We start from the raw sequence: 14,561 nt of genomic DNA on the forward strand, positions 1-14,561 counted from the left end.
GCTCCCACATTGGTTTGTATGGTGTCAGGTTCAAGCGTGATGAATCTCCCGATCCTTGGTTTCCGGCATGAAGAAAATCCCCAGGATGGCCGTCATCACCGCAATGACAATCGGGTACCACAGCCCGTAGTAGATATCGCCGGTGGCCGCGACCATGGCGAACGCCACCGTCGGCAGGAAGCCGCCGAACCAGCCATTGCCGATGTGGTAGGGCAGCGACATCGAGGTGTAGCGGATGCGCGCCGGGAACAGTTCTACCAGCCAGGCGGCAATCGGGCCGTAGACCATGGTCACGTAGATCACCAGGATCGTCAGCAACAGCAGCACCATCGGGTAGTTGGTCTTGGCCGGGTCAGCCTTCTCGGGGTAGCCGGCGTCTTTGAGCGATGTGGCGAGCGTGGCGGTGAAGGCGTCATTGCGGGTCTTGAAGTCGGCGGCCGGCATGCCGGTGCCTTCGAAGCTGGGGATCACTTTCTCGCCGATGCGGACCTGCGCGACAGTGCCCGGTTCGGCCGTCACGTTCTTGTAGGGGATGGCCCGTTTTGCCAAGACGGTTTTCGCCAGGTCACAGGAACTGGTGAATTTGGCCTTGCCCACCGGGTCGAACTGGAACGAGCACTGAGCGGGATCGGCGATCACCGTGACCGGATTCTTCTCCTGCGCAATAAAGACATCGGGGTTACCGTATTGGGTCAGCGCATGGAAGATCGGGAAATAGCTCACTGCCGCGAGGATGCAGCCGGCCATGATGATGCCCTTGCGGCCGATGCGGTCGGACAGGCTGCCGAAGATGACGAAGAACGGCGTGCCGATCAGCAGCGAGCCGGCAATCAGCAAGTTGGCAGTCTGCGGGTCGATCTTCAGCGTCTGCAGCAGAAAGAACAGCGCATAGAACTGCCCGGTGTACCAGACCACGGCCTGGCCGGCGGTGCCGCCGAGCAGGGCCATGATCACAATCTTGAGGTTCTCCCAGCGGGCAAAGGATTCGGTCAGCGGCGCCTTGGACGACTTGCCCTCAGCCTTCATTCTCATGAACACCGGCGACTCGCTGAGCTGCAAGCGGATGTACACCGAGACGATCAGCAGCAGGATCGACAGCAGAAAGGGAATCCGCCAGCCCCAGGTTTCGAAGGCTTCAGCGCCCAGCACCGTGCGGCAGCCCAGGATCACCAGCAGCGACAGAAACAGGCCGAGGGTCGCAGTGGTCTGGATCCACGAGGTGAAGTAGCCGCGCTTGCCTTTCGGCGCGTGCTCGGCCACGTAAGTTGCCGCGCCGCCGTATTCGCCGCCCAGGGCCAGGCCTTGCAACAGGCGCAGGGTGATCAGGATGATCGGCGCCGCTACGCCAATGGTTGCGTAACCGGGCAGAAAACCCACCACGGCGGTTGATAGACCCATGATCACGATGGTGATGAGAAAGGTGTGTTTGCGCCCGATCATGTCGCCCAAACGGCCAAACACAATCGCCCCGAACGGCCGCACGGCGAAGCCCGCGGCGAACGCGAGCAAGGCAAAGATGAATGAGGTGGTCTCGTTGACGCCGGCAAAGAAGTGCTTGGCGATGATCGCAGCGAGGGAGCCGTAAAGGTAGAAGTCGTACCACTCGAACACGGTGCCCAGGGACGAGGCGAAAATGACCTTGCGCTCCTCCCTGGTGATGCCGTGTCCGGGGGCGCTGCCCGAAGTTGCAGTGTCGATGGCTGCCATGAGTGTTCTCCGTCTTGCTCTTGTCATAGGCCGGAGTTTTTCCTTATTGCTGCCGCACCCTGGCCCTGGGGCTGATGTCGTCGAATGAGCGATTGCGCGAAGCGTGCATGCAGGGTGGACGCCTCGAATCGCTGCAAGGTTCCTTAAAGCATAATCAACGTCTGGGGGATGTCCACTCGCCATCATGGTGGCGGACCTTGTAGGAGCGAGCTTGCTCGCGATGGAGTATCAGTTGACACCTCGGTGACTGACACACCATCGCGAGCAAGCTCGCTCCTACAGGGGGGCGGCGGGTTCAGACGCGGAACTGATCCATCAGACTCTGCTGTTGATTGGCCAGGCTGTTGAGCGACTGGCTGACCCGTGCCGACTCATTGGCCTGGCCCGACAGCGATTCGGTCACATCACGGATGGTCGCCACGTTGTTGTTGATCTCCTCGGCCACCGCGCTCTGTTCTTCGGCGGCGCTGGCAATCTGCAGGTTCATGTCACTGATCACGGTCACGGCATCGCCGATCTGGCGCAGCGCGGTCACGGCCTGGCCGACCTGATCGACACTGCCCTGGGCCAGGCGATGGCTGTTGCCCATCGAACCGACCACATCCTGGGTACCGCTTTGCAGTTGTTCGATCACCAGGCGGGTTTCTTCCACCGACTCCTGGGTGCGTCGCGCCAGGTTGCGCACTTCATCGGCGACCACGGCAAAACCGCGTCCGGCCTCACCGGCACGGGCCGCTTCGATGGCCGCGTTGAGCGCCAGCAGGTTGGTCTGTTCGGCGATGGCGCGGATCACTTCCAGCACCGAACCGATCTTCTCGCTGTTGGCCGCCAGGCCTTCGACTTGCACCATTGCCGCGCTCATGTCGGCAGCGAGGTTGTCGATGCTGGCGGTGGTGCGGTCGATCACGGTCAGGCCCTGGCGGGTCGCCTGATCGGCATCCCGCGCAGCCTGTGCCGCTTGCGCGGCGCTGCGGGCAACGTCCTGCGCCGTGGCGCTCATTTCGTGGGAAGCGGTCGCGACCTGATCCACCTGCCGGTATTGCTGCTCCATGCCGGCGCTGGTCTGGGTGGCGATGGCGGAGGACTGGTCCGCGGTATTGCGAGCGTCCTGCACCGAGCGTTTGACCTCGGCAATGATCGGCTGCAGCTTGTCGAGGAAGCGGTTGAACCAGCCAGCCAACTGGCCCAGTTCATCTTTCTTGTCGTAGGCCAGGCGTCGGGTCAGGTCGCCTTCGCCGCTGGCGATGTCTTCGAGCATGTGTGCCACGCCGAGGATCGGTCGGGTCACGCTGCGGGCCATCAGCCAGACCAGGAGCAGGCCGATCAATGCCGCCAGTATGCCCAGTCCGAGTTCTGTCAGGGTACCGGCGGTGTTGCTGTCATCCAGTTGCTTTTTCAGGGCTTCGGCGGGGCCGACCAGGACTTTTTCCGGCACGTCGAGCAACACGCCCCAGGTTTTGCCACCGGGAATCGGCTGGAACGGCGACAGCACCTTGAGCTGTTGCTGGCTGTGCAGGCTGGCGGTCTTGCTGCTGGCGGCGAGCATGCGCATCAGCTCGGCACCGTTGGTCTTGTCCACGGCCTCCAGGCGCTGGGCGAGTTTGCTGGCGTCGGGGCTGTAGCCGGCAAGCAAACCGGCCGGGCTGAGAATGCTGACGCTGGTCTGGCCGTCATAGAGCTTTTTGCTGGCGCTCTGGCTGATCGTCTGCAGGCTGTTGAGATTGATGTCCACCGACAGCGAGGCGATCACCTTGCCGTTGACCATCAGCGGAAAAACGATGCTGGTCATCAGCACGTTCTGGCCGTCGATCATATAGAAGTAGGGCTCGATCACGCACGGTTTGAGGGTGGTGCGCGGGCAGGTGAACCAGGCGTTGGCCGCTTCGCCGCTGGGACCGGTACTGGTGTCGGCGATGTCCTTTTCCGGCAGTGGCATGGAAGTCAGCTTGCCTGGGGTCGGTTGCGACCAGTACAGGGCAAAACGCCCTTTCTCATTGCTGCCGACTTCGCTCTGGCCGGCAAACAATTCGTCCTTGCCATCCAGCCCGTTGGGCTCGAACACCAGGGACAGGCCGAGCAGCTCAGGGTTGGCTTGCAGCGCCGACTTGACCTGACGGGTCAGGTCTTCGCGCAAGTCGAAGGCATCGAGAAAGCGCTTTTCGGCCTGGTCGCGCAGAAACAGCACCTGACGGGAAAAGCCGTGGCCATATTGATAGGCGTCCATGAACTGCTGGCGGATGCCCAACGCCTGGTTTTCACCCTGGGACTCGATCCGCGCCTGGGCGGCTTCGGTCAGCATTTCCATGCTCGAGGCTTTCACCAGCGCCGAGCTGTTCTCCATGCGATACAGCGAGAGACCCACCAGCAGGGTCACGATGCCCGCCAGGCAAAGCCCGGCCAGCAGGGTGATTTTCCATTGAATGGACAATTGCTTGAGTGACATGGAGACGTCCTTATTCGATAAATATCTGCGACTTTGCACTGTAACGGCCGGGTTTCTGGTTTCTTTATCCCGTCTATCGTCGATCTCTCTGCAGGAGCTAGTGTGCTCGCGATGGTCGCCAACGATGACGATGGAGACCTGATAGCCTCAGGTGCTCTCATGTGCTTCGCGAGCTGGCTCCCTCCTACTGGTATTCATATGCCGTTACATCTGCGCAGGGCCCGGGCGCTTTGACACGAAGGCAAGTCTGCGGCACAGTGCGCGCCCTCTAATAAGACCCATTCCTTTATCCGCTGGCGGCTCACGCAAACTGCCGGACGGACTCTTTCCGTTTGTCTCGAGGTAATGAAATGAATGCAGTGATTGCCGCGGTCGGCATCATGCTGGTACTCAGCCTGTCCCGCGTGCATGTGGTCATCGCGCTGATCGTCGGTGCCCTGGTGGGCGGCCTGACCGGGGGGCTGGGCATCGAAGCGACGCTCAAGGCCTTCAACAGTGGCCTCGGCGGCGGGGCGACGGTGGCCCTGTCCTACGCGTTACTCGGCGCTTTTGCCGTGGCCATCGCCAAGTCCGGCCTGGCTCATGCCCTGGCCGACAAGGCGTTGGCGATGGTCGATCGCCAGCACGCCAACGGCGGAGGCCAGGTCAAGTGGTTGCTGATCGGCCTGCTGTGGGTGGTGGCCATTGCCTCGCAGAACATTCTGCCGATACATATCGCCTTTATCCCGTTGCTGGTGCCGCCGCTGCTTTATGTACTGACCAAGCTGCAACTGGATCGCCGGCTGATCGCCTGTGTCATGACGTTCGGTTTGATTACGCCGTACATGTTCCTGCCGGTGGGCTTCGGCAACATCTTCCTCAATGAAATCCTGCTGGCCAACGTTGCCCGCAGCGGCGTGGACATCACGGGCATCAATGTCACCCACGCCATGGGCATTCCGGCGCTGGGCATGGTGGCGGGCTTGCTGATCGCGTTTATCAGCTACCGCAAGAAGCGCGTCTACGACCTGGAAAAGATCGAACAAGTCGAGCAGGTCGCGGTGCAATACAACCCGCTGAGCCTGATGGTGGCCGGGGTGGCGATTGCCGCCGCGTTCATCGTGCAGCTGCTGCTGGACTCGATGATCATCGGTGCACTGGTGGGTTTCCTGATCTTTTCGGTGTCGGGCATCGTCAAATGGCGCGACACCGATGACCTGTTCACCGAAGGCATGAAGATGATGGCGATGATCGGTTTCATCATGATCGCCGCCTCGGGGTTCGCCGAAGTGATGAAGGCCACCGGTGAAGTGCAGACCCTGGTCGAATCGTCGGCGTCCTGGATCGACCACAGCAAGGGCATCGGTGCCTTGTTGATGTTGCTGGTGGGGCTGTTGGTGACCATGGGCATCGGTTCGTCGTTTTCCACCGTGCCCATTCTGGCGGCGATTTTCGTGCCGCTGTGCGTGCAATTGGGCTTCAGCCCGCTGGCGATCGTCTGCATCGTCGGTACCGCTGGCGCCCTCGGCGACGCCGGTTCGCCCGCCTCGGACTCGACCCTCGGCCCGACCTCCGGTCTGAACATCGACGGCCAGCATCACCATATCTGGGACACCGTGGTCCCGACCTTCCTGCACTACAACCTGCCGTTGCTGGCGTTTGGCTGGGTGGCGGCGATGGTGCTGTAACCCCGCAAGCCTTGTGGGAGCCCGCTCGCTCCCACAGGAGGCTCAGTGCGCCCGTCGACCGCGTTCAACTTTTGAATTGGCCTGCCGTTAAAGCCTTTAACCACGCCAATAAAATCAAAAAAGAGTGAACGTCATGCGCATGAGCCTGAAGGCCAAAGTCCTGTCCCTTGCCGTCCTCCCGGTGTTGCTCTTTGCGCTGGTCATCAGCCTGACCACGTTGTTCATCCTGCAAGCGCAGGCACGCCACGAAGTCGAGGAAACCCGCGAACGCCTGCTCAGCGATGCAAAGGCCACCCTGCAAAGCTACGTTGCCGTGGCCATGACCACGATCAAACCGCTGTACGACGCGGCAGCCCCGGGGGATGACGCGGCGCGCGCCCAGGCGATCAAGTTGCTGTCGAGCATCGCCTACGGCAAGGAAGGCTACTTCTTCGGCTACGACTCCAACACCGTGCGCCTGTTCAAGGCCAACAGCCCCGAAGGCGTGGGCCAGAGCTTCAAGGACAACCGCGATCCGAACGGTGTCTATGTCAACCGCGACCTGGTGAAAGTCGCCAAGGACGGAACCCACTACCTGCAATACAGCTCGCCGCTGCCGGGTAACAGCCAGGTGCTGGTGCCCAAGCTCGGTTACACCGAATACCTGTCGAAGTGGGACATGGCGGTGGGTACTTCGGTGAACCTGGACGGCATCGAGGCCCAAGTCGCCGTGGTCGAGGCCAAGGTTCAGGAGCGCATGGAAGGTGTGGTGCTGAGTATCGTCGGCGTGGCGTTGGTGGTGTTGCTGGTGATCGCCGCGGCCGGGATGCTGCTGGCCAATACCATTCTGCGTCCGCTGAACCTGATGAAAGCCAACCTCGACGATATCGCGGCGGGCGAGGGCGACCTGACCCGTCGCTTGAACATCACCAGCCAGGATGAACTGGGTCAACTGGCCGGCTCGTTCAACCGTTTTGTCGACAAGATCCATGGCCTGGTGCGCCAGATCACCGAAATGACCACGCAGCTGACCGGTTTGGTGGATCAGGTGTCCGATCAGGCCAATCGTTCGGACCAGGCCATGGAGCGCCAGCGTCACGAGACGGATCAAGTCGCCACGGCGATCAATGAAATGTCGGCGGCCGCCCAGGAAGTGGCCAAGAGCGCGCAAAACGCGGCGGTGGCCGCCCGGCAGACCGATGAAGAAGGCCAGGCGGCCAAGCGTGTGGTGGCTGGCAGTATCGAGAAGATTCATGCGTTGGTGGATGACATTCGCAACAGCGGCGTGTCTCTCGACAGCCTGCAGAAAGACGTGTCGTCGATTGTCAGCGTGCTCGGGGTGATCCGTTCGATTGCCGAACAAACCAATCTGCTGGCGCTCAACGCGGCCATTGAAGCGGCCCGTGCCGGTGAGGCTGGACGTGGTTTCGCGGTGGTGGCCGATGAAGTCAGGGCGCTGGCCAGCCGCACACAAATCAGTACCCAGGAAATCCAGGGCATGATCGACCGCTTGCAGGCCGGCACCCAGTCAGCGGTGGAAGCGATGCGCCGCTCCAGCGAGGCCGGCGACGGTACCTCGGCCCAGGCCAATGAGGCTGGTGCGTCGCTCGATACCATGGCCCAGTTGATTGCCACCATCAATTCGATGAACGCACAGATCGCCAGCGCCGCCGAAGAGCAGACCGCCGTGGCCGAGGAGATCAACCGTAGCGTGCATCAGATAGCAGTGGCAGTGGACAACGTAGCCGATGAAACCCAACTCGGGGCGCAAACCTCGCGCAGCCTGGCGGATCTGGGGCAGCGCCTGGGCAAGCTGGTCGGGCAATTCCGTATCTGATTGGCAACACTTTTGTGGCGAGCGAGCTTGCTCGCGCTTGAGTGCGCAGCGCTCAGCGCTTTTTTGGGGCCGCTATGCAGCCCAGCGGGAGCAAGCTCCCTCGCCACACAAGCGCCGTTTGCGGATTACGGCCTTTCCCAATAGGGCAGTTTACCGACCCGACAGGTTTCGGTTACCGGGCCAGAGCACGGCTATCTGCTGGGTGACCTTGGCGGCCTTCGGGCCGACCAGGTTTTGGGTTGGTTGGGTACATATCCGTTTCTTCGGTAACGGCGGCTTAGGGTTTCGCCCTTACGGCGACTTACTTTTTTTTCAAAAACGCCAAAAAAAAGATAAGCAAAAAAAGGCTCGCCCCGAGCGTCCGGCCCCTCGCTGGGGCTCGGCGTTCCTTCGCTGCGGTATTCATCCGGGGACACTGCCCTCCGGTCTGCTTCGCGACGACCTGCATGCAGCGTGTTCGACTGCGTCGAACGGCGCTGCGCGCCACTCCCCGGATGCACACCTCCACTCAGCCTCCCGAAGGGCCGGGTGGATCAAGATCAAGAGCTGCAGGCGAGCTAACGCTCGGCCTGATGAGTGGTGAGGAGCGGGGTGGCGCGCGTTGCTTTTCTGTAGGAGCGAGCCTGCTCGCGATGAATGACCGGGCAACGCGGGCATTCAGACAGCCCGCGTCATCGTTGACGACCATCGTCGGAACGCCGCCCGGAGCTGGCTCGCTCCTACAGGGGGCCTGGCGAATGAAGTGGATCTTGCCGGTATCGTCATTGCCGATGTAGATGCCGTAGACCCCGGCCTGCCGTACTTCGATATAGCGCGATGGCGGCCAGCCAGCCGACCAATCACCCGCCGATGTACCCAATCCATTGTGGAAGCGAGCCTGCTCCCGGCGGCGTTCCGACGATAGCGGCCCACCAGCCTACACTGGTAACACGGGTTGTTCTTCTCGCCCCGACGACCACTACCAAAGGAGTCAGGCTCATGATCAACAGTGACAGTATCTGCGACTGCCCGAAATGTTCGTGCAAGCTGGGCGCGCACCCGATTGCGCGCCACGGCAAGCACTATTGCTGCGAGGCCTGCGCCAAGCACCACGAACACGGCGAAGAGTGCTCCAGCAAGGGCTGCAAGTGCGCCCACGCCAAATAGTTCGTTCACGTTGAAAAGTGGAGCCTAGTCGGGCTCCACTTCCAGTTTCAGGCTGTCGTCGTCCAGGCGTTCGATATGCCGGACGGTGCCCGTCAGGCGGCGTCCTTCGACTCTGAGCACGACGGTCTTGGCCTGCTCAAGGTCTTCCGGCAACGGCGGCGGAACGCGAATCGCGAAGCAGGTCGGGTCGTTCATGACCTGTTCCAGGCCAACCCGGCACTCGACGCTCCTGGTGATGCGGCCGAACAGCGTATCCAGACCATAGTCCAGATGCGCAGGGCTGCTGATGGGTGTCATATTCTTGCCCCCCCTCTAATCCTGTTGCTTGCCAGGCGTCAGCCAGCCGGCCGCCACTTGACGTTTTCCACGCCGAATTTCTCTGCCATCGGCTTGCTGGTCTTTTGCACCTTCTCCCTGCCGAAGCGCGGTATGCGGCCCACTCCCGCGTCGCAGCTTGCCCAATGCCAGGCTTCTGCGTTGTCCATTTTGTCCAGACGGATAATGAACGACTTGGGCACGCCATGAAGGGTGTATTCAATGACGAAGAGTTTTGCATTGTTCATATAGCCCGTATTCCTCCCTGTGGTACATAAACGGATCACGGGCCACACGGAAAATTCATTCGGATTGGCGGACGGTGGCAGCCGCTGGCGGCAAATACAAGGCCTCGTTACCATTGGGCCTTTCCCGACCCCAATGATTGCTGCCCATGGCCCTTGCCGCCCCGCCTGACCTGAGTGATACCGATGTGCCCGTGCAACCGCTGGCGCGCACTTATCCGCGTGGGTTGTTCATCGAACCGCATGAGCATGTCTGGGGGCAGTTGCTGTATGCGATGAGTGGCGTGATGTGGGTCGAGACGCCTCACGAGGCGCTGGTGGTGCCTCCGCAACGGGCGGTTTGGTTGCCGCCCGGCGTGCCTCATGGGATTCGCGTGGTCTCGGACCTGCAAATGCGCAACATCTACCTGCGACCGTCGTTGGCGGCAACGCTCGATGCCAGTGTCCAGGTCATCGAAGTCGGCGGTTTGTTGCGCGAGTTGATCGTTGGCCTGGTGGAGCAGGGCGACGACGGTGCGCCCGAGTATTACGAAGCACTGGTGGGACTGGCGCTGCTGGAGCTCAAGCGGGCCAGGCGCTCGCTGCTGAAAATCCCGCTGCCGGATGAGTCTGACCGGCGGCTGACGAACCTCTGCCAGGCGGTCATGGCCGCGCCGTCGCTGGACATTCCTTTCGAGCAACACGCGGAAAACGCCGGTGCCAGCGTGCGGACCCTGGCGCGGTTGTTCAAGGACGGTCTGGGCATGGGCTTCGCTGAATGGCGGCGCCAGGTGCAACTGGCGACGGCAGTGGCCGAGTTGATTCAGGGGGTGCCCGTCAGTGCCATCGCCCGTGAGCTGGGGTATTCGCCCAGCAGCTTCAGCGATATGTTCCGTCGGGAACTGGGTGTCGCGCCGTCGCAGTTTTCGGCAGGCCAGCCTCAGGGCTGAAGCGTTCAGGGCCGGGGTTTGGCCGATATTCAGAAGCACTTGGCCGGTACTCGTCAACACTGCGCACTAGACTTTCGGGCATGTCTCAATTGCCCAAGGAGTCTGTCATGAATTACCTCATTTCACTGGCGATCGGCCTGGGTGTCGGCCTGCTCTACGGCGCCCTGGATTTTCGTTCCCCCGCACCACCGGCGATCGCACTGGTAGGCCTGCTCGGCATGCTGGCCGGCGAAAAGCTCTGGCCGATGGGCCGCGAACTGGTGGCCGGCTGGATCTCCTGAACCTCTTCTGATCATTCGATGGAAACCCTCATGAAAGCATTGCAGTTCGACAAAACCGGCGACCTCTCGGCCCTGCGCTACGTCGAGGTTCCGACGCCCGTTCCCGGCGCCGATGAAGTGTTGGTGGAAATCAAGGCGGCGGGGCTCAACCCCAGTGATGTGAAGAACGTGCTGGGTCGTTTTCCCTATACCACGATGCCGCGGATTCCCGGTCGCGATTTTGCCGGCATCGTCGTTGAAGGCCCGCAGGCGCTGGTCGGTCAACACGTCTGGGGCACCGGCCGCGAGCTGGGTTTTTTCGCCGATGGCTCCCATGCGCAATTCGTCAAGTTGCCGGCCAATGGCGTCGCCCTCAAGCCCACGCATTTGAGCTTTGCTCAGGCCGCCAGCCTGGGGGTGCCCTACACCACGGCGTGGGATGCACTGGAGCGCAGCCTGGTGACCGCCGAAACCCGCTTGCTGGTGATCGGCGGCGGGGCGGTGGGCAGTGCCGCGTTGGCATTGGCCAAGGTGCGCGGTGCCCGAGTACTGGCAGCCGCGCGGCGACCAGAGCAGGTCAAGGACTTGCAGGATCAGGGCTATCAGACGCTGCAACTGGATAAACCCGAGGACCTGGGTGCTCAGGTCAATGCCGTATTCAAAGGCGGCGCTGATGTGATTTTCGATACCACGGGATTCTGGTTGCCGGCGTCTGTTGCGGCATTGGCCACCTTCGGGCGCATCGCCATCATCGCCGCGCCGGTGGATGGCATGGTTCAGCTACCGGCCCTGGCGCTGTACCGCAAGGGCGGCTCTGTGGTCGGCATCAACTCGTTGCTGTACGGCGTGCAAGCGTGCGCGGCGATGCTCGATCAGTTCGGTCAATTCTTCGATCAGGACTTGCTGCCGTTGCCCCAGGGGCTGTTCGAGTCACCATTGGCCGAGGGCCTGGAGCGTTATGCCGAGGTCAATCAGGGCAGCGGTGACAAAGTGATCCTGTTGCCGTAACACCGCCCACCTGTGGGGGCGGACTCGCTCCCACAGGGGCTGCGGCGATGCAATGCGCTGCCGCAATGGTGCTCTGATAGAATCGACGGCACTTTTCCTGCGAGGTGCCCCCATGAGCGAGCCGATTCGCCTGACCCAGTACAGCCACGGCGCTGGATGCGGTTGCAAGATTTCTCCCCAGGTACTGGAAGTGATTCTCGCCGGCAGTGGCGCGCAGAATCTGGACCCCAGGCTCTGGGTCGGCAACGCCTCGCGCGATGACGCGGCGGTGTATGCCATCGACGAAGAGCGCGGCGTGGTGTCGACCACCGATTTCTTCATGCCAATCGTCGATGATCCTTTCGATTTCGGCCGCATCGCCGCCACCAATGCCATCAGTGACATCTACGCCATGGGTGGCGACCCGTTGATGGCCATCGCCATTCTTGGCTGGCCGGTCAATGTGCTGGCGCCGGAAATTGCCCGGGAAGTGATTCGCGGCGGCCGTTCGGTGTGCGATGAAGCAGGTATTCCGTTGGCTGGCGGGCATTCCATCGACGCACCGGAGCCGATCTTCGGCCTGGCCGTTACCGGGCTGGTGGAAAAGCGCCATATGAAGCGCAACGACACCGCGACGGCCGGTTGCCTGCTTTACCTCACCAAACCCCTGGGCATCGGCATCCTCACCACCGCCGAAAAGAAAGGCAAGTTGCGCAACGCTGACATCGGCCTGGCCCGGGACTGGATGTGTACCCTGAATAAACCCGGCAGCCGCTTTGGCAAACTGGATGGCGTGACCGCGATGACCGACGTCACCGGTTTCGGTTTGTTGGGGCATCTGGTGGAAATGGCCGATGGCAGCCAGTTGACCGCCCTGATCGAATACGACCGCGTACCGCGTCTGCCAGGTGTCGAGTATTACCTGGAACAGGGCTGCATTCCCGGCGGGACCTTGCGTAATTACGACAGCTATGCCAGCAAACTGGGGCGATTGCAGGAACTGCACAAACGCGTGTTGTGCGACCCGCAGACCAGCGGCGGCCTGTTGATCGCGGTGACGCCCGAGGGTAACGACAGCTTTCTCGCGGCCGCTGCGCAAATGGGCCTGGACCTGGCACCCATCGGTGAACTGGTCGAGCGACAGAGTAATGCGGTCGAGGTGTCTTGATGTCTGCCGACTGCACCGATTACCGCGATATTTTCCTCAACGACCGGCCGCTGATGGATGCCCGTGCGCCGGTCGAGTTTCTCAAGGGCTCGTTTCCCGGGGCGGTCAATTTGCCGCTGATGAACGATCACGAGCGGCAACGGGTCGGCACTTGTTACAAGCAGCAGGGCCAACAAGCCGCCATCGAACTGGGCCATCAACTGGTGTCCGGCGCGATCAAGGCCGAACGCATCCAGGCCTGGGCAGACTTCGCCCGGGCTCATCCCGATGGGCTTTTGTATTGTTTTCGCGGCGGGTTGCGCTCGCAGATCGTCCAGCAATGGCTCAAGGACGAGGCGGGCATCGACTACCCGCGAGTCGGTGGCGGCTACAAGGCCATGCGCAGCTTTCTGCTCGATACCCTCGATCAGGCCGTTGCGCAGTGCGATTTCGTGTTGTTGGGCGGCATGACTGGCACCGGCAAGACCGAAGTGCTGATGCAGTTGCGCAACGGCCTTGACCTAGAAGGTCACGCCAATCATCGCGGCTCGAGTTTCGGCAAGCGCGCCACGGGTCAACCGACCAATATCGACTTTGAAAATCGCCTGGCGGTGGATATGCTGAAAAAACGCGCCGCCGGCCTTGAACAATTCGTGCTGGAAGACGAGAGCCGGGCGATCGGCAGCTGTGCCTTGCCGTTGCCGCTGTATCAGGGCATGCAGCAGTTTCCGATGGTCTGGCTCGAAGACAGCCTGCAGGGGCGGGTCGAGCGAATTCTGCGTGATTATGTGGTGGACCTGTGCGCCGAGTTCATCCGGGTGCGCGGCGAGGAAGGCTTTGCGCTGTTTTCCGAGCGGATGCTGGAGAGTTTGAATAACGTGCACAAGCGCCTGGGTGGCGAGCGCCATCGACGGATGCTGATTCTGATGGAGGATGCCTTGGCGGAGCAGGGTCGCAGCGGCGCGGTGGATTTGCACCGGGGCTGGATCGAGGGGTTACTGACTGAGTACTACGATCCGATGTATGCCTTTCAACGTGAAAAGAAGGGCGCGCGGATCGAGTTTGCCGGGAATCGCGAAGCGGTGTTGGGGTATTTGCGGGAGCGGGTCAGTCAGCGAGGGTGAGGGCGGTTTTGCCGGCCTCATCGCGGGCAAGCCCACTCCCACAGGGGCTGTGGCGTACACAAAGGGCCCGATCAGGCCCTGTATAACTCAGGTCGGGCAAGTCTGCGGCCCATTGTCCAGCCCTTGCTTGTAGCGATGGCTTTCCAGGCTGGCCTTGCCGTTGCGCCAGGTCAGGGTCAACACGATCAGCGAATCAAAGTCGCTCGACTCCCAGTCCTCGGTGATCGTCTGTTTCTTGCCGACCGCTTCCCCGGCGACCTTGTTGATCAGCTCCGGCAGGTAACCGTGGGACCAGGCGGTGTAAATGATCGAGTTGTGATACTTGTCCTGGAGCAGTTCATCGGCCAGGTCGCCGGTGTCGTTGGCCGAGAAATTGATGTTGACCGGCAAGCCGAGCTTTATCGCACTGGGGCTGATGGTCATCAATGGACGGATATAGCTGTAGGAATTGTTCAGCTCACCTTCCTCGACATTGCGCGTCGGGTTGGCGGCGAATACGTAGTTGGCCTTGCCGAATTTTTCCGGGAGCAAGGTGGCCAGGTCGATCGCACGGTTCAGGCCCTGGCAATTGAGCTGGCCCAGGCCGCCGGCAGGTTTTTCCGCATGGCGCAGGAACACCAGCGTCTGCACACCGTCTACCGGTTGGGCGCGACTTTCAAGGGACTCAAGCGACAGGAATAACGCACTGGCCGCCAGCAATGCGGGCAGGAATATGTACGCACGGCGTTTGAAGCGATTGGCGAATTTCAGAGGGTTCTTCATGGAATAGGGGGGC

12 protein-coding genes and 4 pseudogenes are annotated in these 14,561 nt (G+C 61.6%); 9 read left to right on the forward strand and 7 right to left on the reverse strand.

The features are described from left to right. Positions 1 to 30: 30 nt before the first annotated feature. From F7R06_RS09815 to F7R06_RS31390, 3 genes and pseudogenes are all read right to left on the reverse strand, one after another. Positions 31 to 1,707, reverse strand: coding sequence for an MFS transporter (locus F7R06_RS09815; protein WP_090323829.1), 1,677 nt, complete (start codon positions 1,705 to 1,707; stop codon positions 31 to 33). Positions 1,708 to 2,002: 295 nt separating this feature from the next. Then, on the reverse strand, positions 2,003 to 2,758 hold the full coding sequence (locus F7R06_RS31385; protein WP_404943293.1) for a methyl-accepting chemotaxis protein: 756 nt from the start codon (positions 2,756 to 2,758) through the stop codon (positions 2,003 to 2,005). Positions 2,759 to 2,860: 102 nt separating this feature from the next. Continuing rightward, a pseudogene (locus F7R06_RS31390) lies at positions 2,861 to 4,150 on the reverse strand (methyl-accepting chemotaxis protein); the annotation flags it as partial. A 350-nt stretch (positions 4,151 to 4,500) separates the two neighbouring features. Between F7R06_RS31390 and F7R06_RS09825 the strand changes: the two are divergent. The 3 genes and pseudogenes from F7R06_RS09825 to F7R06_RS31400 form a co-directional block, all read left to right on the forward strand. Beyond that, the gene (locus F7R06_RS09825) at positions 4,501 to 5,817 is read left to right on the forward strand and encodes a Na+/H+ antiporter family protein (RefSeq protein WP_090323825.1); all 1,317 of its coding nucleotides are present in this window, start codon (positions 4,501 to 4,503) and stop codon (positions 5,815 to 5,817) included. A 139-nt stretch (positions 5,818 to 5,956) separates the two neighbouring features. Beyond that, positions 5,957 to 6,727 (forward strand): annotated as a pseudogene (locus tag F7R06_RS31395) (cache domain-containing protein); the annotation flags it as partial. A 315-nt stretch (positions 6,728 to 7,042) separates the two neighbouring features. Beyond that, positions 7,043 to 7,633, forward strand: a pseudogene (locus tag F7R06_RS31400) (methyl-accepting chemotaxis protein); the annotation flags it as partial. Positions 7,634 to 8,366: 733 nt separating this feature from the next. Here the strand turns inward: F7R06_RS31400 and F7R06_RS09840 are convergent. After that, a pseudogene (locus F7R06_RS09840) lies at positions 8,367 to 8,447 on the reverse strand (NUDIX hydrolase); the annotation flags it as partial. Positions 8,448 to 8,611: 164 nt separating this feature from the next. Between F7R06_RS09840 and F7R06_RS09845 the strand changes: the two are divergent. Beyond that, complete coding sequence (locus F7R06_RS09845; protein WP_047527454.1) at positions 8,612 to 8,779, forward strand: metallothionein; 168 nt, start codon at positions 8,612 to 8,614, stop codon at positions 8,777 to 8,779. A gap of 24 nt (positions 8,780 to 8,803) precedes the next feature. Here F7R06_RS09845 and F7R06_RS09850 read toward each other — a convergent pair whose 3' ends face one another. Together F7R06_RS09850 and F7R06_RS09855 are read right to left on the reverse strand one after the other, a co-directional pair. Then, complete coding sequence (locus tag F7R06_RS09850) at positions 8,804 to 9,076, reverse strand: hypothetical protein (protein WP_090323822.1); 273 nt, start codon at positions 9,074 to 9,076, stop codon at positions 8,804 to 8,806. Between the two features lie 38 nt (positions 9,077 to 9,114). After that, complete coding sequence (locus F7R06_RS09855) at positions 9,115 to 9,342, reverse strand: DUF6555 family protein (RefSeq protein WP_020799440.1); 228 nt, start codon at positions 9,340 to 9,342, stop codon at positions 9,115 to 9,117. Between the two features lie 146 nt (positions 9,343 to 9,488). Between F7R06_RS09855 and F7R06_RS09860 the strand changes: the two genes are divergently transcribed. From F7R06_RS09860 to mnmH, 5 genes are all read left to right on the forward strand, one after another. Beyond that, positions 9,489 to 10,268, forward strand: coding sequence for an AraC family transcriptional regulator (locus F7R06_RS09860; RefSeq protein ID WP_090323821.1), 780 nt, complete (start codon positions 9,489 to 9,491; stop codon positions 10,266 to 10,268). Between the two features lie 107 nt (positions 10,269 to 10,375). After that, a complete protein-coding gene (locus tag F7R06_RS09865; RefSeq protein ID WP_081997842.1) occupies positions 10,376 to 10,549 on the forward strand; it encodes a DUF1427 family protein in 174 nt (57 codons plus the stop codon). A gap of 30 nt (positions 10,550 to 10,579) precedes the next feature. Next, positions 10,580 to 11,536 (forward strand): quinone oxidoreductase family protein, encoded by a 957-nt coding sequence (locus F7R06_RS09870; RefSeq protein WP_090323818.1) that lies wholly within the window; start codon positions 10,580 to 10,582, stop codon positions 11,534 to 11,536. 112 nt (positions 11,537 to 11,648) lie between these two features. Next, entirely contained in the window at positions 11,649 to 12,683 is a 1,035-nt protein-coding gene (gene selD / locus F7R06_RS09875) for a selenide, water dikinase SelD (RefSeq protein WP_090323816.1), read from the forward strand. Continuing rightward, positions 12,683 to 13,786, forward strand: coding sequence for a tRNA 2-selenouridine(34) synthase MnmH (mnmH, locus tag F7R06_RS09880; protein WP_090323814.1), 1,104 nt, complete (start codon positions 12,683 to 12,685; stop codon positions 13,784 to 13,786). The genes selD and mnmH overlap by 1 nt, the downstream gene beginning before the upstream one ends. A gap of 87 nt (positions 13,787 to 13,873) precedes the next feature. On the opposite strand, the gene F7R06_RS09885 is transcribed toward mnmH, so the two are convergent. Continuing rightward, a complete protein-coding gene (locus F7R06_RS09885; protein ID WP_090323812.1) occupies positions 13,874 to 14,548 on the reverse strand; it encodes a histidine phosphatase family protein in 675 nt (224 codons plus the stop codon). Positions 14,549 to 14,561 lie beyond the last annotated feature (13 nt).

The organism is Pseudomonas moorei, from assembly GCF_008801475.1.
Lineage (GTDB): Bacteria > Pseudomonadota > Gammaproteobacteria > Pseudomonadales > Pseudomonadaceae > Aquipseudomonas > Aquipseudomonas moorei.

What these genes read in the sequence shown, in the direction of transcription:
- F7R06_RS09815 (WP_090323829.1), bottom strand. Translation starts at nt 1,707, where the DNA reads ATGGCAGCCATCGACACTGCAACTTCGGGCAGCGCCCCCGGACACGGC.
- F7R06_RS31385 (WP_404943293.1), bottom strand. Translation starts at nt 2,758, where the DNA reads ATGGAGCAGCAATACCGGCAGGTGGATCAGGTCGCGACCGCTTCCCAC.
- F7R06_RS09845 (WP_047527454.1), top strand. Translation starts at nt 8,612, where the DNA reads ATGATCAACAGTGACAGTATCTGCGACTGCCCGAAATGTTCGTGCAAG.
- F7R06_RS09850 (WP_090323822.1), bottom strand. Translation starts at nt 9,076, where the DNA reads ATGACACCCATCAGCAGCCCTGCGCATCTGGACTATGGTCTGGATACG.
- F7R06_RS09860 (WP_090323821.1), top strand. Translation starts at nt 9,489, where the DNA reads ATGGCCCTTGCCGCCCCGCCTGACCTGAGTGATACCGATGTGCCCGTG.
- selD (WP_090323816.1), top strand. Translation starts at nt 11,649, where the DNA reads ATGAGCGAGCCGATTCGCCTGACCCAGTACAGCCACGGCGCTGGATGC.
- F7R06_RS09825 (WP_090323825.1), top strand. Translation starts at nt 4,501, where the DNA reads ATGAATGCAGTGATTGCCGCGGTCGGCATCATGCTGGTACTCAGCCTG.
- F7R06_RS09865 (WP_081997842.1), top strand. Translation starts at nt 10,376, where the DNA reads ATGAATTACCTCATTTCACTGGCGATCGGCCTGGGTGTCGGCCTGCTC.
- F7R06_RS09870 (WP_090323818.1), top strand. Translation starts at nt 10,580, where the DNA reads ATGAAAGCATTGCAGTTCGACAAAACCGGCGACCTCTCGGCCCTGCGC.
- mnmH (WP_090323814.1), top strand. Translation starts at nt 12,683, where the DNA reads ATGTCTGCCGACTGCACCGATTACCGCGATATTTTCCTCAACGACCGG.
- F7R06_RS09855 (WP_020799440.1), bottom strand. Translation starts at nt 9,342, where the DNA reads ATGAACAATGCAAAACTCTTCGTCATTGAATACACCCTTCATGGCGTG.
- F7R06_RS09885 (WP_090323812.1), bottom strand. Translation starts at nt 14,548, where the DNA reads ATGAAGAACCCTCTGAAATTCGCCAATCGCTTCAAACGCCGTGCGTAC.